The organism is Burkholderia pulmonis (genome assembly GCF_984667975.1).
Map to the genome: position 1 here is coordinate 2,416,683 of NZ_OZ480186.1, position 20,273 is coordinate 2,436,955.

Here is a 20,273-nt window from a genome sequence, read left to right on the forward strand (position 1 = left end):
ACCAGACGAGACGCGGCCGGGAGCGATCCGGCTAACGTGCGGTGTTTCCGTCCGCCGCATCCTGCGCGGCCAGCTCGTCGAGCTCGGCCTGCTCGAAGCCGGCATCGCGCCGCGCATCGAAATTGAACGGGCCGCGCAGCCGCGGCGCATGGTACTGCTCGGCGAGCTGCCGGTAGGTCGGCACCGGATCGCGACCGGCTTCGTCGCACAGATGCCGGAACCAGTGATTGCCGATCGCGACATGGCCGATTTCGTCGCGCAGGATCACGTCGAGGATCGCGGCCGACGCATCGTCGCCTGCCTGCAGGAGCCGTGCACGGATCGGCGGCGATGCGTCGAGCCCGCGCGCCTCGAGCGTGCGCGGCACGAGCGCCATGCGCGCCAGCACGTCGCGCCTGGTCCGCTCGCACATTTCCCACAGCCCGTTGTGCGCGGGAAAATCGCCGTATGCGTGGCCGAATTCCGCGAGACGGTCGGACAGCAGCGTGAAGTGATAGGCCTCCTCGGCCGCCACCTTCAGCCAGTCCGCATAGAACGCGTCCGGCATGCCGGCGAAGCGCCAGACTGCGTCGAGCGCCAGGTTGATCGCATTGAACTCGATATGGGCAAGCGCGTGCAGCAGCACGGCGCGCCCTTCGGGCGAACGCATGCTGCGCCGCTGGAGTTCGCGCGGCTCGACGAGCGGCGGACGCGCCGGGCGCCCGGGCAGATCGGCCGGCTCGCGCAGGTCGAGCGACGGCGCGATCGCGACCTGCCCGCCCTGCAACGCGTCGTGCAGCGCGCGTACCTGCGCGGCCTTGGCCGCGGGCGCGGACTCACGCAGCGCGTCGAGCGCCGCGCTGCGCATACAGGCCGGCGCATTGCCGGAAGAAGAAGAGGCCATGCTCATAAACGGGGACACCCTGCGTACGCGTCGCGGGAGCATCTGCACGCGACGGTTTACAATATGCGATTGTTCCGCGGCGCCATGCGCCGGGCAAACCGGACGCGCCATTCTACCGGCGCCCATCATCGAAGAGACAAGGAGACTCCGTGACGATCTACAAGCTGGGCGATACGGCCCCGACGATCCACGAAAGCGTATTCGTCGCCGATACGGCGGCCATCATCGGCAAGGTCGTGCTCGAGGAGAACGCGAGCGTATGGTTCGGCGCGACGATTCGCGGCGACAACGAGACGATTACGGTCGGCGCCGGCAGCAACGTCCAGGAAGGCGCGGTCCTGCATACGGACCCGGGCTTTCCGCTGACGATTGCCGACAACGTGACGATCGGGCACCAGGCGATGCTGCACGGCTGCACGATCGGCGAAGGTTCGCTGATCGGGATTCAGGCGGTGGTCTTGAATGGAGCGGTCATCGGCCGCAACTGTCTGGTTGGTGCCGGCGCGGTCGTGACGGAAGGCAAGACGTTCCCGGACAACTCGCTGATTCTCGGCGCACCGGCGAAAGTCGTGCGCGAGCTGTCGGCGGAAGACATTGCGCGGCTGCGCGCAAACGCGAAGACGTACGTCGAGCGGCGCGCGCATTTCAAGGAGCAACTCGTGCGGATCGGGTGATTCGTACGGATTTCAAGGAAGAAGAGTGAGCGACCAGTTACAGAAATTCATGTTCAATGCGGCGCCCGTGCGCGGCGAGATCGTTTCGCTGCGCAATACGTGGCAGGAAGTGCTCGCCCGCCGCGACTACCCCGCCCCGGCGCGCACGGTGCTCGGCGAGATGATGGCCGCGTGCGCGCTGCTGTCCGCGAACCTGAAATTCCACGGCACCCTGATCATGCAGATCTTCGGCGACGGGCCGATCCAGATGCTGGTCGTCCAGTGCGGCTCGGATCTGTCGATGCGGGCCACCGCGAAGTTCGCCGGCGACGCGGCGCAAACGATCGGCGACGACACGAGCTTCGCGTCGCTCGTCAACGCGAGCGGCCACGGCCGCTGCGTGATCACGCTCGACCCGGCCGACAAGCTGCCGGGCCAGCAGCCGTACCAGGGCATCGTGCCGCTGAACGGCGTCGACGGCCCGCTCGAATCGGTGTCGCAGGTGCTCGAGCACTACATGCACCACTCGGAGCAGCTCGATACGCGGCTGTGGCTCGCGGCCGATCGCGACCGCGCGGTCGGCATGCTGCTGCAGAAGCTGCCGGGCGACGGCGGCATCGTGCCGCGCAACGCCGAAACCGATATCGATACGTGGGAACGCGTATGCGCGCTCGGCGGCACGCTGTCCGCGAAGGAACTGCTCGAGGTCGAACCGGAAGTCGTGTTCCGCCGGCTGTTCTGGCAGGAAAACGTGCAGCACTTCGAACCGGCCGGCACGCGCTTCCAGTGCTCGTGCTCGCGCGAGAAGGTCGGCGCGATGCTACGCATGCTCGGCCAAGAAGAGGTCGACAGCGTGATCGTCGAGCGCGGCCACGTCGAGATCCACTGCGAGTTCTGCAACCAGCGCTACGAATTCGATCCCGTGGACGTCGCGCAGTTGTTCGCAGCGCCCGGCGTCGAAACCGGCATTGCGCCGGCAACCGACCAGCGTCACTGAGCGGCGCGCCCGCTGCGTCCCATCCGGGCACGAGCGCATAATGACGCACGAGCGCCGTACGCATGGCTTCGGCGCCGGAGGCCCCGCCTTCGGCGCAAGCCGCTTCCCGCCGTCGGCGCGTTGCTGGAGAGATACATGAATCGCCCCCGTCCGTTTCGCACCATCGTCCTGACGAGCGTCGCCGCCGGTACGCTCGCGCTTGCCGGCTGCGCGATGCCGCCACCGACCGCCACGATCCTGAGCCGCCTGCCCGAAGCGGGCGCGTCGGGCGGCCAGCCGCCCGTGCTGTCGAGCGCCGAGCGCAAGCGCTACGACGAGATCGACCGGCAGGTACTGCGCGAGCAGAACAACGCGATGGCAGCCGAGGCGGCTGCGCGCGCGTGGGCCTATTACTCGCCGCCGCCCGTGACGGTCTACGGCGGGTACTACGGCGGATGGGGAAATCGCTGGGGATCGGGGATCAGCTACGGTTACCCGGGCTGGTGGTGGTGAGCGGTTGCCCGACCGATTGATGACTGGCAGGAAATAAAAAAGCGCGGCATTTCCCGCGCTTTTTCAATGGGTTCGAGCTACCGCAATCAGTGATGCGTCGCCTTGCCCTTGTCGCCGCCATGATGCCGCGACGGCCTCGCGATCGACTGCGGATTCGGCACGACACGCACCGGCGCCGCGGATACGGCACCGCGCGTGGACGTGTCCGCCGGCGTATTGTTCAGCGGTCCTGCAGGCGCATTGGGCGACACGAACTGCACGAATACTTCGCCGTCCTTCACCATGCCCATCTCGTAGCGCGCACGCTCCTCGATGGCCGCCGTGCCGCTCTGCAGATCCTGCACTTCGCCGGCCGTACGCTCGTTGCGCAGCTTCTCGTCCGCATTCTTCTGGAGCTGGTCGTCGAGCTGCTGACGCAATTCATGCACCCGCAGCCAGCCGCCGTGTCCCCACCATAGGGGGTACTGAATGAGCGCCAGCAAGGCAATCAGGACGACAGTGACAAGCCGCATGTAAGAGACGCAGATATAAGAAGCGCCGCTCCGCGCACATGCACAGAGCGGCGTCGATATGACGAACCCGATAGTAGCGCGTTAGCGCAGGTTATAGAAAGCCGATTTACCCGGGTAGCTCGCGATGTCGCCGAGATCTTCCTCGATGCGCAGCAGCTGGTTGTACTTCGAGATACGGTCGCTGCGCGACAGCGAACCCGTCTTGATCTGACCGGCGTTCAGGCCGACCGCGATATCCGCGATCGTCGAATCTTCCGTTTCGCCCGAGCGGTGCGAGATCACGGCCGTGTAGCCCGCGCGCTTCGCCATCTCGATCGCCGCGAACGTTTCGGTCAGCGTACCAATCTGGTTGATCTTGATGAGAATCGAGTTCGCGATGCCCTTCTCGATGCCTTCCTTCAGGATGCGCGTGTTCGTGACGAACAGGTCGTCGCCGACGAGCTGCACCTTCTTGCCGAGGCGGTCGGTCAGCAGCTTCCAGCCGTCCCAGTCGCTTTCGTGCATGCCGTCCTCGATCGACACGATCGGGAACTTGTCGGCGAGCGTCGCGAGGTAGTCGGTGAATTCAGCCGACGACAGTTGCAGGCCTTCACCCGCGAGCTGGTACTTGCCGTCGTGGTAGAACTCGGATGCCGCGCAGTCGAGCGCGAGCAGCACGTCTTCGCCCGCACGGTAGCCGGCTTTCTCGATCGCCTGCAGGATCGTCGACAGGCACTCGTCGTTGCTGCCGAAGTTCGGTGCGAAACCGCCTTCGTCGCCGACTGCCGTGCTCATGCCGCGGTCGCTCAGGATCTTCTTCAGTGCGTGGAACACTTCCGCGCCGCAACGCAGGGCTTCACGGAACGTCGGCTGGCTGACCGGGACGATCATGAATTCCTGGATGTCGAGGCTGTTGTTCGCGTGTGCGCCGCCGTTGACGATGTTCATCATCGGCACCGGCAGTTGCATTGCACCCGAACCGCCGAAGTAGCGGTACAGCGGCAGGCCGGCTTCTTCAGCCGCTGCCTTCGCGACGGCCATCGACACGGCCAGCATCGCGTTCGCGCCGAGGCGCGACTTGTTGTCGGTGCCGTCCAGCTCGAGCAGCGTCTTGTCGAGGAACGCCTGTTCCGACGCGTCGAGGCCCATGATGGCTTCGGAGATTTCGGTGTTGATGTGCTCGACTGCCTTCAGCACGCCCTTGCCGTTGTAGCGGCCGGCTTCGCCGTCGCGCAGTTCGATCGCTTCACGCGAGCCGGTGGACGCGCCCGACGGCACCGCCGCGCGGCCCATCGTGCCCGATTCGAGCAGCACGTCGCATTCGACGGTGGGGTTGCCGCGCGAATCCAGAATCTCGCGGCCGATGATATCTACGATGGCACTCATGGGTTTCCTCTGAGAATGACGATGGATTCTTCAAACTGCGACGGCATGCGTGCCGGAACCGCTTTTGCTACAGACGCGCAAAGCCGTCGCAAGGTTCATTCGATCTTTAATTGAAATCGTTTTCCAGGAACGGATTGCGCTTCACCGCCTGGTCGAGCGTGACGAGGGTCTCCAGCAGCGCACCCATCCGGTTCAGCGGCACCGCATTCGGGCCGTCCGACTTCGCTTCCGCCGGATTCGGATGCGTTTCCATGAAAAGGCCCGCGACGCCCGTCGCAACTGCTGCCCGTGCGAGCACCGGCACGAATTCGCGCTGGCCGCCCGAGCTCGTGCCCTGCCCGCCCGGCAACTGCACCGAATGGGTCGCGTCGAACACGACCGGCGCGTTCGTCTCGCGCATGATCGCGAGCGAACGCATGTCCGACACGAGATTGTTGTAGCCGAACGAGACACCGCGCTCGCACGCCATGAAGCGGTCTTCCGACAGCCCCGCCTCGCGTGCCGCGTCGCGCGCCTTGTCGATCACGTTCTTCATGTCGTGCGGCGCGAGGAACTGGCCCTTCTTGATGTTGACGGGCTTGCCCGAGCGCGCGCACGCATGGATGAAGTCGGTCTGGCGGCACAGGAACGCCGGCGTCTGCAGCACGTCGACGACCGACGCGACCTGCTCGATCTCGTCGATCGAATGCACGTCGGTCAGCACCGGCAGGCCGAGCTGACGCTTCACCTCGGACAGGATCCGCAGGCCCTCGTCCATTCCGAGGCCGCGAAACGATTTGCCCGAGCTGCGGTTTGCCTTGTCGTAGGACGACTTGTAGATGAACGGAACGTTCAGCTTCTCGCAGATCTCCTTCAGGCGGCCCGCCGTGTCGATCGTCATTTGCTCCGATTCGACGACGCAGGTACCCGCGATCAGGAAGAAAGGCTTGTCGAGACCGACCTCGAAATCGCACAGCTTCATGCTTGCACTCCGCGCGCTTGCTTGTTGGCGAGCGCGGCTTCGACGAACGACTTGAACAGGGGATGACCGTCACGCGGCGTGGACGTGAATTCCGGGTGGAACTGGACGCCGACGAACCACGGGTGCATCGAACGCGGCAGCTCCATCATTTCCGGCAGATCCTCGCTCGGGGTACGGGCGCTGATGATAAGGCCGCCGGCTTCGAGCTGGGGCACGAAGCGGTTATTGACTTCATAACGGTGGCGATGGCGTTCGTTCACGTCCTTGCCATAGATCTCTTCCGCCATCGTGCCCGGCTTGATCGGGCAGCGCTGCGAACCCAGGCGCATCGTGCCGCCCAGATCGGATTCCTCGGTGCGCGTCTCGACCTTGCCGTCGCGGTCGTACCATTCGGTGATCAGCGCGACCACGCGTTCCGGCGTGTCCGGCTCGAATTCCGTGCTGTTCGCCTGCTTCAGGCCGACGACGTCGCGCGCGAATTCGATCACCGCGAGCTGCATGCCGAGGCAGATGCCGAGATACGGCACCCTGGCTTCGCGCGCATAGCGGACCGCCGCGATCTTGCCTTCCGTGCCGCGACGGCCGAAACCGCCCGGCACCAGCACGGCGTCGAGATGCTTCAGGCTGTCGACACCGTTCGTCTCGATCTCTTCCGAGTCGATGTACTCGATGTTGACCTTGGTCGACGTGTGGATCGACGCATGGCGCAGCGCCTCGATCAGCGACTTGTACGACTCGGTCAGGTCGACGTACTTGCCGACCATGCCGATCGTGACTTCGTGCTTCGGGTTTTCCAGCTTCTCGACGAGCGCCGACCACATGCTCAGGTCGGCGTCCTTCGGCGACAGCTTCAGCTCTTCGCAGATGATCCGGTCGAGGCCCTGGTCGTGCAGCATCTGCGGAATCTTGTAGATGCTGTCGGCGTCCCACACCGAGATCACGGCGTCTTCGGGGACGTTCGAGAACATCGAGATCTTCTTCGACTCGTCGTCGGGGATCGGGCGATCCGCACGGCACAGCAGCACGTGCGGCAGGATGCCGATCTCGCGCAGCTTCTGCACGCTGTGCTGGGTCGGCTTCGTCTTCAGTTCGCCGGCCGTCGCGACGTACGGCACCAGCGTCAGGTGCACGAAGCACGCGCTGTTGCGGCCGAGGCGCAGGCTCATCTGGCGCGCGGCTTCGAGGAACGGCAGCGACTCGATGTCGCCGACCGTGCCGCCGATCTCGACGATCGCGACATCCGGCTCGCCGCAGGTGGCCGACGCGGCCCCGCGCTCGATGAATGCCTGGATTTCGTTCGTGATGTGCGGGATGACCTGCACGGTCTTGCCGAGATAGTCGCCGCGGCGTTCCTTGCGGATCACCGATTCGTAGATCTGGCCGGTCGTGAAGTTGTTGGCCTTGCGCATCTTCGTGCTGATGAAGCGCTCATAGTGGCCAAGGTCGAGGTCGGTCTCCGCTCCGTCTTCCGTCACGAACACTTCGCCGTGCTGGAACGGGCTCATCGTGCCGGGGTCGACGTTGATGTAGGGATCGAGTTTGAGGAGGGTGACTTTCAGACCGCGCGATTCGAGGATCGCGGCGAGGGAAGCGGCGGCAATACCCTTGCCAAGGGAAGAAACTACGCCGCCGGTGACGAAAACATATTTGGTCATCGCTGGATGCTCGCGGGAAAAACGGATTATACCGTAAAGCCCGCCCTTCTCTCAGCAATTGGCGTGATGATCGCGCCCTTTCGCGCCGGCCCGCGCCAGTCGTGCGCGCCGCGGCGAACCGGCCGCCCGGCCGGCGCGACGGGCCCGTGCCCAGGCGCGGCCCGGCCACCGGACGACGGCGTCAGGCGCGCTTCGCGAGCGGTGCGCCGCCCCCCGAAACACCCTCCTCCGCGGCCTTCAGCGAATTCAGCATCCGCTGCAATGCGCGGGCGGTCTCGAGCGGGCGCTCCATCGGGAACAGGTGGCTGCCTTCCAGCCACTCGACGCGCCCGCGCGCCGCGCGCCGCGTCGCATCGAGTCCGACCTGCCGCACTTCGCGCGAGCGCGTGCCGGCGAGAAAGCCGAGCGGCACCGGCGCGCCGTGCGCGAGCCGCGGGCCGAGCGTGTGCGGCAGCGTCCGGTAGATCAGGTATTCGACCTGCCGGTCGAACGCGAGCGCACGCTCACCGTCGGCGCCGGCCTGCGGAATCCCGTAGTCGATGTAGTCGGCCAGCATCCGTTCGTCCCAGCGCGCGAATGCCGGCTTCTCGCGAAAGTGCCGCCAGACGTCGTCGCGACTCACCCAGCGCGTGCGCCGGTTGCGCGTCGCGGCGGCCGGCGACAACCGTTCGTCGAGTCCGGCCCACTGGCTGGCGCGCAGCGCACCGGCACGCCAGCCCGCGATGATCGGCGAATCGATCATCACGACGCCGCGCACCCATTGCGGTTTCTTCAGCGCGGCCATCAGCGACAGGTAGCCGCCGAGCGAATGGCCGACAAGCCACACCGGGCGCTCGTAGCGGCTGCCGATGTCGTCGAGCAGCTGCTCGACGAGATGCGGCCAGTCGCGCGTCACCGGGTAGCGGCGGTCGTGGCCGATCCGCTCGATGTAGCGCAGCTCGTAGTCGTCGGCCAGCTCGGCGAAGATCGTGCGGTACGTCGACGCCGGGAAGCCGTTCGCATGCGAGAAGTGGAGGATGTCCTTCAAACGCCGATGTCTCCTTTGTCGGCTGGAGCTGGCGCTTCAGCGCCGGCTCCAGCCTCATGCTTTGCGGTCGACGGGAGTGAGTGTTCCAACCCTGGCTCCTGTCTCCTGCTTCGCGTTCTGCCGGGACCGTGCTTCGGCTCTTTACGCCGGCCCCAGGCTGTCTTTTCCGAAACCCGGGCCTTCGCCGCGCTCACCGGTCCATCCAGTACCGGCGTCGTTCGTCGCGATAGCGCCCGAATGCAAACCCGCCGCCGGCCGGCGCGACGTCGAACCGTATGGCGCCATCGCGATCGGTGCGCGGCAGCGGAATCCCGCGCGCCTCGTAGCGGGCGAGGACGCTCCGGTGCGGATGCCCGAAACGATTGCGATAGCCTACAGGAAATACCGCGACGCGCGGCCCGACCGAATCGAGGAAAGGCTCGACCGACGACGTGCGGCTGCCATGGTGAGGCACCACCAGGATCTGCGCGGCCAGCATGTCGCGCGCGGCGCCCACGAGCTGGCGCTCGCCGCGCGCATCGACGTCGCCCGTCAGCAGCGCGGACGTGCCACCCGCATCGATGCGCAACACGCACGACTGCCCGTTCGACGAGCCCTTGCCCGGCACGCCTTGCGGCCACAGCATCGTGAAAGCGACGCCGTCCCAGGTCCAGCGCTGTCCGGCCGAGCATGGCAGCCGGTCGGCGACGCCGGCGGCGGATGCATCGCGCCACAGCCGGCTCTTCGGCGGAATGCCGGCCAGCAGTTGACGCACGTCGGCCGCCGCATAGACGGCCGGTGCGCCGCCCGCATGATCGGCGTCCGCGTGACTGAGCACGAGCGTATCGATGACCGCGATGCCGCGCGAGCGCAACGCCGGCGCGACGATCCGCGTGCCGGCATGGGTCGATTCCGCGCCCGGCCCCGCATCGAACAGCAAGGTCCGGCGCGCGGTTTCGACCAGCACCGACGCGCCCTGCCCGACGTCGAGCACGGTCATCCGGAAGCCGCCCGGCGGCGGCGAATCGGGTGCCGGCACGACGAGCGGCAGCCATGTGAGCGGCGCCGCCCAGCGCAGCGGCCAGCCGCGCGGCATCAGCGCCCAGGCGACGCCCACGCACGCCAGCGCCAGCACCGGCCAGTCGGGCATGCGCAGCCAGAACACGCCGGCGGGCCAGTCGGCAAGGTGTCCGAGCAACGCCATCATCGGTTCGAGCGCCGCGTGGGCAAGCCGGAACGCATAGGCATCGAACGGTGCAGGCAGCGCGATACCGGCCAGCACGACCGGCGTCACGACCGAGCTGACCCACGGAATCGCGAACGCATTGCCGAACGGCCCCGACAGCGAAATCTGCGCGAACCACGCAGCCGTGAGCGGCGCGAGACCGATCGTCACCGCATACTGCACGCGCGTAGCCTCGGCGATGCTGCGTCCGGCACGCTTGCCCCACGCGCGCAGCCGGTCCGGCAAGCCGGCCGCGTCGCGGGCCTCGTCGTCGTCCACATCGGCCTCGCGCACCGCACGCCAGCCGGCGACGGCCAGCAGGATCACGGCAACCGCGCCGAACGACAGCCAGAACCCGGCCGACAGTACGGCCCACGGATCGGCAAGCAGCACGCCGCCGAGCGCCGCGCACAGCACGGCGGAAGTCGGCACGCTGCGCCCGGCCAGATACGCGATGCCGCCGCCCGCGATCATCCACCACGCGCGTTGTGCCGGCACGTTGAAGCCGGCGAGCGCCGCATAGGCGGCCGCAGCCGCCAGCGCGGCAAGCGCAGCCGCGTACGGCGCGGGCAATACGAGCGTCGCAGCCCGTGCACGCCAGCGCACGCGGCGCCAGACCATCGACACAAGCCCGCCGGCGATTGCACCGACCAGCCCGACATGCAGGCCGGAAATCGCGACCAGGTGACTCGTACCCGTGTTGCGCAGGACGCGCCAGTCGTCGTCGCCGATGCCCGACTGATCACCGATCGCGAGCGCGGCAACGATGCCGCGATGCGCGGCGCCGCCACCGAGCGTTTTGCCGATGCGGGCCCGCAGCGCATCGCGCACCCGATCGATCGCCTCGCGCCATCCCGACGCGTTCGCATCGAGCAATGCCGCCCGACGCGGCGCGCTGACATAGCCGATCGCACGAATGCCCGCGGCAAGCCACGCCGCCTCGCTGTCGCGTACGCCGGGATTGGCCTCGGCATGCGGGCGCTTGAGACGCACGACGAAGCGCCAACGCTGTGCGGCACGCAGGTCAGGAAGCGGATCGCGTGTGGCAGCCGCGCCATACGCGCGCCACGACAACCGGATCAACGGCGGGAAACGGGCCAGCCCCGCATCGTTCGACTCGACCGCGAACAGCAGCCGCGCGCCTGTCTCGTCGACGACGGGCAATCCCCGGATCACGCCCGTGACAACGATGTCGCGCCCTTCCCATTCCGCGGGCAAGCTGTCGCTCAGCCGCCATTCGGCGCGCACGGCCGCATAACCGAATCCCGCGACGCACGCCGCGAGCGCGCACAGCGCCCATCCGAGTACGGCAGTCGTCCGCGTGCGCCGACGACGTATGCAACACACGCCCAGCGCCGCGCATCCGACAAGCACGACCGCACCGGCCATCCATCCGATCGCATCCGGCAACGCCGCCTGCCGCTGCAGCACGACGACGCCGAGCGCGAACGCGATCCACCCCACGCGCATTCCGCCTCCTCGTCGACCTGGCGCCGCCCCGGTAATTGCGGCGCCTTCCGGCAACGATTATGCGGACGAAAGGGCGAGTCGCGGCAGCGCGGCGAGCGCGTTGGCCGAAGTGCATAGGGACACTTCGCCGGCGTCGAGCCCGCGCAGTTCGGCGAGCACGTCGCCGATGCGCGGCACCTGGTCGGGTGTGTTGCGGGATTTGTATGCCCATTCGGGCGCGATGTCGGGCGCGTCGGTCTCGACGACGAGCGCGTCGAGCGGCAACTCGGTGGCGAGCCGTCGGATCTGCAGCGCACGCGCGAAGGTCACGTTGCCGCCGAAGCCGAGATGCAGCCCTTGCACGAGATACGCTTCGGCCTGCTGGAAACTGCCGTTGAACGCATGCGCGATGCCGCGTCGCACGCCGAAACGGCGCAGGCCGGCGAGCACGCGATCCTGCGATTTGCGCACGTGGCACAGCACGGGCAGGTCGAATTCGCGCGCCAGCCTGAGCTGCCCCTGATAGAAGAACTGCTGCCGGTCTTCGTCGAGCCCCGGTATGAAGTAGTCGAGGCCGATCTCGCCGATCGCGACAAAGCGCGGATCGTCGAGGCTCGCTTCGATCTCCATGCGCAGGCGATCGAGGTCCTCGTCCCGCGCGTGCGGCGTGAACATCGGGTGGATGCCGAGCGCATAGACCGCGCCCGGCGTGCGGTGCGCGAGCTCGCGCACCGTCGTGAAGTTGTCGCGCCCGACGCTCGGGATCACGATGCGCGACACGCCGGCCGCGTGTGCCGCCTGCGCGACCGTGTCGCGGTCGGCATCGAACTCGGCGGCATCGAGATGACAGTGCGTATCGATCCACATGGCGGCTTTCCTGCGCCCTTGAACCGCGCCGGGACGAACCCGGCGGCCGGCCAAAGGCATTCGCTTCTTACACCGGCAGCGCCGGCTCCTCGTGCAGCACACCGTCGCGCAACCGCATGATGCGGTCGCAGCGCGCAGCGAGATCGGGATCGTGCGTGACGATCACGAAGCTCGTTTCAAGCGTCTCGGACAGTTCGAGCATCAGGTTGAACACCGTGTCGGCCGTCGCGCCGTCGAGGTTGCCGGTCGGCTCGTCCGCGAGCACGCACGCCGGCTTCGTGACCAGTGCGCGCGCGATCGCGACACGCTGACGCTCGCCGCCCGACAGCTCGCCCGGCCGGTGCTTCGCACGCGGGCCGAGACCGACCCGCTCAAGCATCGTCTGTGCCTGCTCGCGCGCAGCCTCGGTCGTCATCCGGCGGATGCGCAACGGCATCGCGACGTTGTCGAGCGCGGTGAATTCGGGCAGCAGGTGATGGAACTGATAGACGAAGCCGAGCGCGCGGTTGCGCAGTTCGTTGCGCTCGCGCTCGGCGAGTTGCGTAAACGGCTTGCCGAGCAGCGACACCTCGCCCGCGCTCGGTTCGTCGAGCCCGCCGAGCACGTGCAGCAGCGTGCTCTTGCCGGAACCGGACGCCCCGACGACCGCGAGCTTCTCGCCGCGCCGCACCGTCAGCTCGGTATTGTCGAGCACCTGCACGTTGAAGCCGCCCTGTACGAACGCCTTCGTGATCCCGCGCGCCTGAAGCACGTATTCCTGCATACCTGCCGAATCCTGTCTGTTGGGTTGTCGTGAATCCGCCAATGCGGTCGCGCGGTCATTCATAGCGGAGCGCCTCCGCCGGCTTCACCTTCGCGCCGCGCCAGCTCGGATAGAGCGTCGCGACGGCCGACAGCGCGAATGCGATCAGCCCGATCCGGATCACGTCGCTCGCGACGAGTTCGGACGGCAGCTCGCTGATGAAGTACACCGACGGCGGCAGGAACTGCACGCCGAACAGATGCTCGATCATCGGGATCAGCCACGGAATGCTCCACGCGATCAGGCAGCCGAGCGCGACGCCGGACGCCGTGCCGACGAAGCCGATCGTCACGCCCTGCACGACGAAGATCTTCATGATCGAACCCGGCTGCGCGCCGAGCGTGCGCAGGATCGCGATATCGGCCTGCTTGTTGGTCACCGTCATCACGAGCGACGACACGAGGTTGAACGCGGCCACCGCGATGATCAGCGTGAGGATGATGAACATCATCCGCTTCTCGATCTGCACGGCCGAGAACCACGTCTTGTTCTGCTGCGTCCAGTCGCGGATGTACAGGCTGCCCGACAGCGTGTGCGACAGCTCGACCGCGACCTGCGGCGCCTTCTGCATGTCCGTCAGCCGCAGCCGCACGCCGGTCGGCGCGGACATCCGGAACAGCGCCTCGGCGTCGCGGATGTTGATCATCGCGAGCGTGCTGTCGTATTCGTAGTGCCCCGACTCGAATACGCCCACGACCGTGAACTGCTTCAGGCGCGGCATCATGCCGGCCGGCGTGATCGAGCCTTCGGGCGCGACGAGCGTGACCTTGTCCCCGACCGTCACGCCGAGGTTGCCCGCAAGCGCATCGCCGAGCACGATGCCGAACTGGCCCGGCACGAGCGCGCCGAGCTGGCCGGCCTTCATGTCCTTGCCGATGTCCGACACTTCCGGCTCGAGCGTCGGCTCGACGCCGCGCAGCATCACGCCGCTCACGGCGTCCTGGCGCGTGAGCAGCGCCTGCGCATCGACGTACGGCGCCGCGCCGATCACCGACGGGTTGCGGCGCGCTTCCTGCGCGGTCAGTTGCCAGTCGGGCATCGAGCCCGTCGGCGAGAACACCTCGACGTGCGCGAGCACCGACAGCATGCGGTCGCGCACTTCCTTCTGGAAGCCGTTCATCACCGACAGCACGACGATCAGCGCCGCGACGCCGAGCGCGATCCCGAGCATCGACACGAGCGCGATGAAGGAAATGAAGCCGTTACCGGTCGTGCGTTTGCCGGCGCGCGTGTAGCGCCAGCCGATCTGCCATTCGTACGGAAGTTTCAAGCGAATCCTTTCTGCTGGTTACGGCGGGGAGGCACCCCGCGGCCGGACCGCCGCCCGGCGGCGGCCACCGGCCCGGGCACGGTCGAAAAACGGCCGCCGGACGCGAACGGGCCGTCAGCCGGCCCGATCACGCGCGCAGTTTGCCATACAATGCGCACCATCATGCACGACCGACGCCTCCATTTTCTCGTTCCGTTCGCGCTGCCGTCGGCGGCCGATGCGGCCTCGTCCCTGCACACGCTGGACAGCCCCGCGCTCGAAAAGTTGCTCGCCCGTGCGAGCCTCGTCGAGCGCGTGGCCGGCGAAGACTTCCAGCGTACGCTGCCGCACGAGCGCTGGCTGGCCCGCCAGTTCGGCGCGACCCGGGGCAACGCCGCGGACGAAGCACCGCTCGCGCCCTACATGCTGCTGGCGGACGGCGGCGACCCCGGCACGCAGGCATGGGCGTGCGTCGAGCCCGTGCACGTCGAAATCGCACACGATCACCTGGTGCTCGTCGATCCGGCCGCCCTCGCACTCGACGACGGCGACGCGGCCGCGTTGCTCGCGGTCGCACGGCCGCTGATCGAGGAGCTCGGCGTGCGGCTCGAGGCGCCGAACCCGGCACGCTGGTACCTGTCGAGCGACCAGCTCGCCCGGCTGGCCGGCGCCGCGCCGCTGCGCGCGAGCGGCCGCAACATCGAGATCTGGCTGCCGCACGAGGCCCACACCGGCGAACGCTCGCGGATGTGGATGAAGCTGCAGAACGAAGTGCAGATGGCGTGGTTCCAGCACCCGGTCAACGAAGCGCGCGAGGCGCGCGGGCTGCCGACCGTCAATTCGGTCTGGTTCCATGCACAGGGCACGCTGAAGCCGGTCGGCAAGCCGTTCGCGCGCGTGCTGTCCGCGTCGCCCGCGGCGCTCGGCCTTGCGCGCGCCGCGCAAGCCGAAGCCGGCAGCCTGCCCGCGGCGTTCGGCGCGCTGCCCGCCGCCGACGGCGCAACGCTCGTCGAACTGCCGGCGCTGACCACCCCGTTCATCGAGCAGGACTGGGCGCGCTGGCATGACGGACTCGCCGCACTCGAGCGCGACTGGTTCGCGCCGTCGCTCGCCGCGCTGCAGAACGGCGACCTGGCGAGCGTCGATTTCACGCTGTGCGGCGACACGAGTTCCGTGACGCTGCACGCGACGCGCGGCGACCTGCGCAAGTTCTGGCGCCGCCGCGCGCTCGCCTCCCTGTTCGAATGACAAGCCAACCCGTATGACCCGGATCGTTACCCGCCCCGTCGCGCCCGCCGACGCCGAAGTGCTCGCGCGCCACGGCCTGCATCCCGTTCTCGCGCGCCTGTACGCGTCGCGCGGCGTGCAGTCGCCCGCCGACATCGAAACCGCGCTCGCGCGCCTCGTCCCGCCCACCGAGCTGAAAGGCTGCGCCGATGCAGCGTCGCTGCTCGCCGACGCGATCGCCGACAAGCGGCGCCTGCTCGTCGTCGCCGACTACGACTGCGACGGCGCGACCGCCTGCGCGGTCGCGGTGCGCGGCCTGCGGATGTTCGGCGCGCAGATCGACTATCTGGTGCCGAACCGCTTCGAATACGGTTACGGCCTCACGCCCGAGATCGTCGAACTCGCGGCCGCGCGCAAGCCCGACCTGCTGATCACCGTCGACAACGGAATCGCGAGCGTCGCAGGCGTCGAAGCCGCGAATGCACGCGGCATCGACGTGCTCGTGACCGACCACCACCTGCCCGGCGACGCACTGCCCGCCGCCCGTGCGATCGTCAACCCGAACCAGCCGGGCTGCGCGTTCCCGAGCAAGCACATCGCCGGCGTCGGCGTGATGTTCTACGTGCTGCTCGCGCTGCGCGCCGAGCTGCGCCGCCGCGGCGCGTTCGCAAGCAAGGAAGCCGAGCCGCGCCTCGACGGCCTGCTCGACCTCGTCGCACTCGGCACCGTCGCCGACGTCGTGCGGCTCGACGGCAACAACCGCGTGCTCGTTGCGCAGGGGCTGCAGCGCATCCGCAACGGCCGCATGCAGCCGGGCATCGCCGCGCTGTTCCGTGCCGCCGCGCGCGAAGCGCGCACCGCGTCGGGCTTCGACCTCGGCTTCGGCCTCGGCCCGCGCCTGAACGCCGCCGGCCGGCTGTCCGACATGTCGCTCGGCATCGAGTGCCTGATCACCGACGACATCGGCCGCGCGTGGGATCTCGCGCAGCAGCTCGACGTGATGAACCGTGAACGCCGCGAGATCGAGGCCGGCATGCAGCAGCAGGCCCTCGCCGATCTCGCCGACGTCGACCCGGCCGACGCGTGCACGATCACGCTGTTCAATCCCGAATGGCACCAGGGCGTGATCGGCATCGTCGCCGGCCGGCTCAAGGAAAAATTCCACCGCCCGTCGTTCACGTTCGCGCACGCCGACGAAGACGGCAAGCGGGTCAAGGGTTCCGGCCGGTCGATCGCGGGCTTCCACCTGCGCGACGCACTCGACCTCGTGTCGAAGCGCGAGCCCGACCTGATCGTCGCGTTCGGCGGCCACGCGATGGCGGCCGGCCTCACGCTCGACACCGAGAACGTGCCGCGCTTCGCGGCCGCGTTCGAGGCCGTCGCGCGCGAATGGCTGTCCGACGACGCGCTCGCCCGCGTGATCGAGACCGACGGCGAACTCGAAGACGCGTACTTCACGCCGCAGTTCGTCGGGCTGCTCGACGAAGCCGTGTGGGGACAAGGCTTTCCGGCCCCGCTTTTCTCGGGCGAATTCGACGTCATGTCGCAATCGCTCGTGAAGGAAAAGCACCTGAAGCTGACGCTTGCACGCGGCCGCCAGCGCTTCAATGCGATCTGGTTCAACCACACCGAGCCGCTGCCGGAGAGCGCGCTGGTCGCGTACCGGCTCGTCGCCGATACGTGGAACGGCGTCACGCGCGTCCAGCTGATCGTCGAGCACGCGGCCGGCTGAGCGACGGGCCGCCCGGCCCGCCGCTGCGCCTTCATTCGCACGTACGCCGCGCCGGACGGGGCCGCGGCGCACGGGCAGACACCGTTTGCGTCACCGGGCAACCCTGCCGATCGGCTATAATTCCGCTTTTTTACGAAGCAAGAATAGCGAACGATCATGGAAGCGGAACGTCTCAACGCGATCGAAAGCTCCCTGCTCGACCTGCGCACCCGCGCGGGCGAGCTTCGGGGGTATCTTTGACTACGACGCCAAAGCTGCGCGTCTGACCGAAGTCAACAAGGAACTCGAAGACCCGAACGTCTGGAACGATTCGAAGAACGCCCAGGCGCTCGGTCGCGAGAAGAAGCTGCTCGATGGCGTCGTCACGACGCTCACCGTACTCGATAGCGACCTGCGCGATGCGCTCGACCTGTTCGAGCTGGCGCGCGAGGAAGGCGACGAGGACACGCTCCTCGCGTCGGAAGACGACGCCGCGAAGCTCGAGGCACGCGTCGGCGACATCGAGTTCCGCCGGATGTTCTCGAACCCGGCCGACCCGAACAACTGCTTCATCGACATCCAGGCCGGCGCCGGCGGTACCGAGGCGTGCGACTGGGCATCGATGCTGCTGCGCCAGTACCTGCGCTACTGCGAACGCAAGGGCTTCAAGGCCGAAGTGCTCGAAGAGTCCGACGGCGACGTTGCCGGCATCAAGAACGCGACGGTCAAGGTCACGGGCGAATACGCGTACGGCTTCCTGCGCACCGAAACGGGCATCCACCGCCTCGTGCGCAAATCGCCGTTTGACTCGTCGGGCGGCCGCCACACGTCGTTCTCGTCGGTGTTCGTCTATCCGGAAATCGACGACTCGATCGAAGTCGAGATCAACCCGGCCGACCTGCGCATCGACACGTACCGCGCATCGGGCGCGGGCGGTCAGCACATCAACAAGACCGACTCCGCGGTGCGGATCACGCACATGCCGACCGGCATCGTCGTGCAGTGCCAGAACGACCGCTCGCAGCACCGCAACCGCGCCGAAGCGATGGCGATGCTGAAGTCGCGCCTGTACGAAGTCGAAATGCGCAAGCGCCAGGCCGAACAGGACAAGCTCGAATCGAGCAAGACCGATGTGGGCTGGGGCCACCAGATCCGCTCGTACGTGCTCGACCAGAGCCGTGTGAAGGACCTGCGCACGAACGTCGAAATGAGCAACACGCGTGCGGTGCTCGACGGCGATCTCGACGACTTCATCAGCGCCAGCCTCAAACAGGGCGTGTAAGCGCCGCGGCGCGGCCTGGCCCGCGCCGCCCTTCCCGTTTGCGTTGCCGCACCCACTCCGAATTCCGACCATCATGACCGAACCGACCCAAACGCAGCCCGCCGTCACGGCGGACGAAAACCAGATCATCGCCGAGCGCCGCGAGAAGCTGCGCGCCCTGCGCGAGCAAGGCGTCGCCTATCCGAACGATTTCCGCCCCGAGCACCACGCAGCCGATCTGCAGGCGAAATTCGCCGACTCGGACAAGGCCGCGCTCGAAGCGAACCCGGTCGAGGTGTCGGTGGCCGGCCGCATGATGCTCAAGCGCGTGATGGGCAAGGCGAGCTTCGCGACGGTGCAGGACGGTTCGGGCCAGATCCAGTTCTTCGTGACGCCGAACGACGTCGGCGCCGAAACCTACGACGCATTCAAGAAGTGGGACCTCGGCGACATCGTCGCCGCGCGCGGCGTGCTGTTCCGCACCAACAAGGGCGAACTGTCGGTCCAGTGCAAGGAACTGCGCCTGCTGTCGAAGGCGCTGCGCCCGCTGCCGGACAAGTTCCACGGCCTGTCCGACCAGGAAATGCGCTACCGCCAGCGCTACGTCGACCTGATCGTCACGCCGGAAACGCGCGACACGTTCCGCGCCCGCACGAAGACGATCGCGTCGATCCGCAAGTTCATGGACAACGCCGAGTTCATGGAAGTCGAGACGCCGATGCTGCACCCGATCCCGGGCGGCGCGGCCGCGAAGCCGTTCGTCACGCATCACAATGCGCTCGACATGCAGATGTTCCTGCGCATCGCGCCGGAGCTGTACCTGAAGCGCCTGATCGTCGGCGGCTTCGAACGCGTGTTCGAAATCAACCGCAACTTCCGGAACGAGGGCGTGTCGCCGCGTCACAACCCGGAATTCACGATGATGGAGTTCTACGCCGCGTACACCGATTACCGCTGGCTGATGGACTTCACCGAGCAGCTGATCCGCCAGGCGGCGATCGATGCGCTCGGCACCGCGACGATCCAGTATCAGGGTCGCGAGCTCGACCTCGCGAAGCCGTTCCATCGCCTGACGATCTCGCAGGCGATCCAGAAGTACGCACCGGACTACACCGACGGCCAGCTGTCGGACGACGCGTTCCTGCGCACCGAACTGAAGCGCCTGGGCGTCGACGTGTCGCAACCGGCCTTCCTGAACGCCGGCATCGGCGCATTGCAGCTCGCGCTGTTCGAGGAAACCGCCGAAGCGCAGCTGTGGGAACCGACGTACATCATCGACTACCCGGTTGAGGTGTCGCCGCTCGCACGCGCATCGGATACGGTGCCGGGCATCACCGAGCGTTTCGAACTGTTCATGACCGGCCGCGAAATCGCGAACGGCTTCTCGGAGCTGAACGATCCGGAAGACCAGGCCGCGCGCTTCAAGAAGCAGGTCGAGCAGAAGGATGCCGGCGACGAGGAAGCGATGTTCTTCGACGCCGACTACATCCGCGCGCTCGAATACGGGATGCCTCCGACGGGCGGCTGCGGGATCGGCATCGACCGTCTCGTGATGCTGCTGACCGACAGCCCGACGATCCGCGACGTGCTGCTGTTCCCGCATCTGCGCCGCGAAGACTGACGGCCGCACCCGCGTGTGCGCCGCACCCCGCAGCGTGCACGCGTCGGCTTTGTAACCACGCGTAAATCCCGCCAGCCGGCGCCCGCCGGCTTTCAATCCGTCCCCGTTTTATTCCCTCGTCGCGACGACCTTCTCCGGGTTTTCCCGGAAACGACCGCCGGCGCCCCGCTGCAATTCGTTACACCTTGATACGGCGCGCCGATTGCCGGTAGACGACACTCCCTCTGCGTCACCACGCATGACCACGGGACCAGAACCAGCGCAGGAGCGCCCGGTCTGCTCGATCCCGAGCGTGGGATCCGGCGGAGCATCGAAATGCCGCCCCGGATCGACATCG

Annotated in this window: 17 protein-coding genes; 7 read left to right on the forward strand and 10 right to left on the reverse strand. The window is 67.5% G+C overall.

The window, feature by feature from the left end:
• Nucleotides 1–31: 31 nt before the first annotated feature.
• Complete coding sequence (locus AC5LXK_RS11200) at nt 32–889, reverse strand: ferritin-like domain-containing protein (protein WP_493388890.1); 858 nt, start codon at nt 887–889, stop codon at nt 32–34.
• A 143-nt stretch (nt 890–1,032) separates the two neighbouring features.
• Here AC5LXK_RS11200 and AC5LXK_RS11205 point away from each other — a divergent pair, with 143 nt between their 5' ends.
• The 3 genes from AC5LXK_RS11205 (at nt 1,033) to AC5LXK_RS11215 (ending at nt 3,025) form a co-directional block, all read left to right on the forward strand.
• Nucleotides 1,033–1,557, forward strand: coding sequence for a gamma carbonic anhydrase family protein (locus AC5LXK_RS11205; protein WP_493388891.1), 525 nt, complete (start codon nt 1,033–1,035; stop codon nt 1,555–1,557).
• Nucleotides 1,558–1,582: 25 nt separating this feature from the next.
• On the forward strand, nt 1,583–2,533 hold the full coding sequence (gene hslO, locus AC5LXK_RS11210; RefSeq protein ID WP_493388892.1) for an Hsp33 family molecular chaperone HslO: 951 nt from the start codon (nt 1,583–1,585) through the stop codon (nt 2,531–2,533).
• A 135-nt stretch (nt 2,534–2,668) separates the two neighbouring features.
• The gene (locus AC5LXK_RS11215; protein WP_493388893.1) at nt 2,669–3,025 is read left to right on the forward strand and encodes a hypothetical protein; all 357 of its coding nucleotides are present in this window, start codon (nt 2,669–2,671) and stop codon (nt 3,023–3,025) included.
• 86 nt (nt 3,026–3,111) lie between these two features.
• On the opposite strand, the gene ftsB is transcribed toward AC5LXK_RS11215, so the two are convergent.
• The 9 genes from ftsB to AC5LXK_RS11260 all read right to left on the reverse strand — a co-directional run bounded on the left by ftsB (nt 3,112) and on the right by AC5LXK_RS11260 (nt 14,137).
• A complete protein-coding gene (gene ftsB, locus AC5LXK_RS11220) occupies nt 3,112–3,537 on the reverse strand; it encodes a cell division protein FtsB (RefSeq protein WP_493388894.1) in 426 nt (141 codons plus the stop codon).
• Between the two features lie 81 nt (nt 3,538–3,618).
• Nucleotides 3,619–4,902: a phosphopyruvate hydratase gene (eno, locus tag AC5LXK_RS11225; RefSeq protein WP_006478406.1), complete on the reverse strand. Its 1,284-nt coding sequence runs from the start codon at nt 4,900–4,902 to the stop codon at nt 3,619–3,621.
• 106 nt (nt 4,903–5,008) lie between these two features.
• A complete protein-coding gene (kdsA, locus tag AC5LXK_RS11230; RefSeq protein ID WP_047898480.1) occupies nt 5,009–5,863 on the reverse strand; it encodes a 3-deoxy-8-phosphooctulonate synthase in 855 nt (284 codons plus the stop codon).
• Nucleotides 5,860–7,518, reverse strand: a complete 1,659-nt coding sequence (gene pyrG / locus AC5LXK_RS11235) for a CTP synthase (RefSeq protein ID WP_493388895.1) — start codon at nt 7,516–7,518, stop codon at nt 5,860–5,862. The genes kdsA and pyrG overlap by 4 nt, the downstream gene beginning before the upstream one ends.
• Before the next feature lie 181 nt (nt 7,519–7,699).
• Nucleotides 7,700–8,545, reverse strand: a complete 846-nt coding sequence (locus AC5LXK_RS11240; protein ID WP_493388896.1) for an alpha/beta fold hydrolase — start codon at nt 8,543–8,545, stop codon at nt 7,700–7,702.
• A gap of 190 nt (nt 8,546–8,735) precedes the next feature.
• Nucleotides 8,736–11,219, reverse strand: coding sequence for a DNA internalization-related competence protein ComEC/Rec2 (locus AC5LXK_RS11245; protein WP_493388897.1), 2,484 nt, complete (start codon nt 11,217–11,219; stop codon nt 8,736–8,738).
• Nucleotides 11,220–11,276: 57 nt separating this feature from the next.
• Nucleotides 11,277–12,065 carry a TatD family hydrolase gene (locus AC5LXK_RS11250; protein WP_493388898.1) on the reverse strand — a complete coding sequence of 263 codons (789 nt, stop codon included), beginning with the start codon at nt 12,063–12,065 and terminating at the stop codon, nt 11,277–11,279.
• A 67-nt stretch (nt 12,066–12,132) separates the two neighbouring features.
• Nucleotides 12,133–12,891, reverse strand: a complete 759-nt coding sequence (lolD, locus tag AC5LXK_RS11255) for a lipoprotein-releasing ABC transporter ATP-binding protein LolD (RefSeq protein ID WP_493388899.1) — start codon at nt 12,889–12,891, stop codon at nt 12,133–12,135.
• Nucleotides 12,884–14,137, reverse strand: a complete 1,254-nt coding sequence (locus tag AC5LXK_RS11260) for a lipoprotein-releasing ABC transporter permease subunit (RefSeq protein WP_493388900.1) — start codon at nt 14,135–14,137, stop codon at nt 12,884–12,886. The genes lolD and AC5LXK_RS11260 overlap by 8 nt, the downstream gene beginning before the upstream one ends.
• Nucleotides 14,138–14,287: 150 nt before the next feature.
• Between AC5LXK_RS11260 and AC5LXK_RS11265 the strand changes: the two genes are divergently transcribed.
• From AC5LXK_RS11265 to lysS, 4 genes are all read left to right on the forward strand, one after another.
• On the forward strand, nt 14,288–15,364 hold the full coding sequence (locus tag AC5LXK_RS11265; RefSeq protein WP_493388901.1) for a regulator: 1,077 nt from the start codon (nt 14,288–14,290) through the stop codon (nt 15,362–15,364).
• 13 nt (nt 15,365–15,377) lie between these two features.
• Nucleotides 15,378–17,075 carry a single-stranded-DNA-specific exonuclease RecJ gene (recJ, locus tag AC5LXK_RS11270; protein ID WP_493388902.1) on the forward strand — a complete coding sequence of 566 codons (1,698 nt, stop codon included), beginning with the start codon at nt 15,378–15,380 and terminating at the stop codon, nt 17,073–17,075.
• A 156-nt stretch (nt 17,076–17,231) separates the two neighbouring features.
• A protein-coding gene (prfB, locus tag AC5LXK_RS11275) for a peptide chain release factor 2 (RefSeq protein ID WP_155627123.1) occupies nt 17,232–18,336 on the forward strand; the annotation gives its coding sequence in 2 pieces (ribosomal slippage) (nt 17,232–17,312 and nt 17,314–18,336; 1,104 coding nt in all).
• 73 nt (nt 18,337–18,409) lie between these two features.
• On the forward strand, nt 18,410–19,936 hold the full coding sequence (gene lysS, locus AC5LXK_RS11280; RefSeq protein WP_493388903.1) for a lysine--tRNA ligase: 1,527 nt from the start codon (nt 18,410–18,412) through the stop codon (nt 19,934–19,936).
• The last annotated feature ends 337 nt before the right edge of the window (nt 19,937–20,273 follow it).

Bases quoted from the DNA above. Each gene is read 5' to 3' on its own strand.
- ftsB (WP_493388894.1), bottom strand. From the start codon at position 3,537: ATGCGGCTTGTCACTGTCGTCCTGATTGCCTTGCTGGCGCTCATTCAG.
- eno (WP_006478406.1), bottom strand. From the start codon at position 4,902: ATGAGTGCCATCGTAGATATCATCGGCCGCGAGATTCTGGATTCGCGC.
- recJ (WP_493388902.1), top strand. From the start codon at position 15,378: ATGACCCGGATCGTTACCCGCCCCGTCGCGCCCGCCGACGCCGAAGTG.
- AC5LXK_RS11215 (WP_493388893.1), top strand. From the start codon at position 2,669: ATGAATCGCCCCCGTCCGTTTCGCACCATCGTCCTGACGAGCGTCGCC.
- AC5LXK_RS11245 (WP_493388897.1), bottom strand. From the start codon at position 11,219: ATGCGCGTGGGGTGGATCGCGTTCGCGCTCGGCGTCGTCGTGCTGCAG.
- AC5LXK_RS11250 (WP_493388898.1), bottom strand. From the start codon at position 12,065: ATGTGGATCGATACGCACTGTCATCTCGATGCCGCCGAGTTCGATGCC.
- pyrG (WP_493388895.1), bottom strand. From the start codon at position 7,518: ATGACCAAATATGTTTTCGTCACCGGCGGCGTAGTTTCTTCCCTTGGC.
- AC5LXK_RS11200 (WP_493388890.1), bottom strand. From the start codon at position 889: ATGAGCATGGCCTCTTCTTCTTCCGGCAATGCGCCGGCCTGTATGCGC.
- kdsA (WP_047898480.1), bottom strand. From the start codon at position 5,863: ATGAAGCTGTGCGATTTCGAGGTCGGTCTCGACAAGCCTTTCTTCCTG.
- lysS (WP_493388903.1), top strand. From the start codon at position 18,410: ATGACCGAACCGACCCAAACGCAGCCCGCCGTCACGGCGGACGAAAAC.
- AC5LXK_RS11265 (WP_493388901.1), top strand. From the start codon at position 14,288: ATGCGCACCATCATGCACGACCGACGCCTCCATTTTCTCGTTCCGTTC.
- lolD (WP_493388899.1), bottom strand. From the start codon at position 12,891: ATGAATGACCGCGCGACCGCATTGGCGGATTCACGACAACCCAACAGA.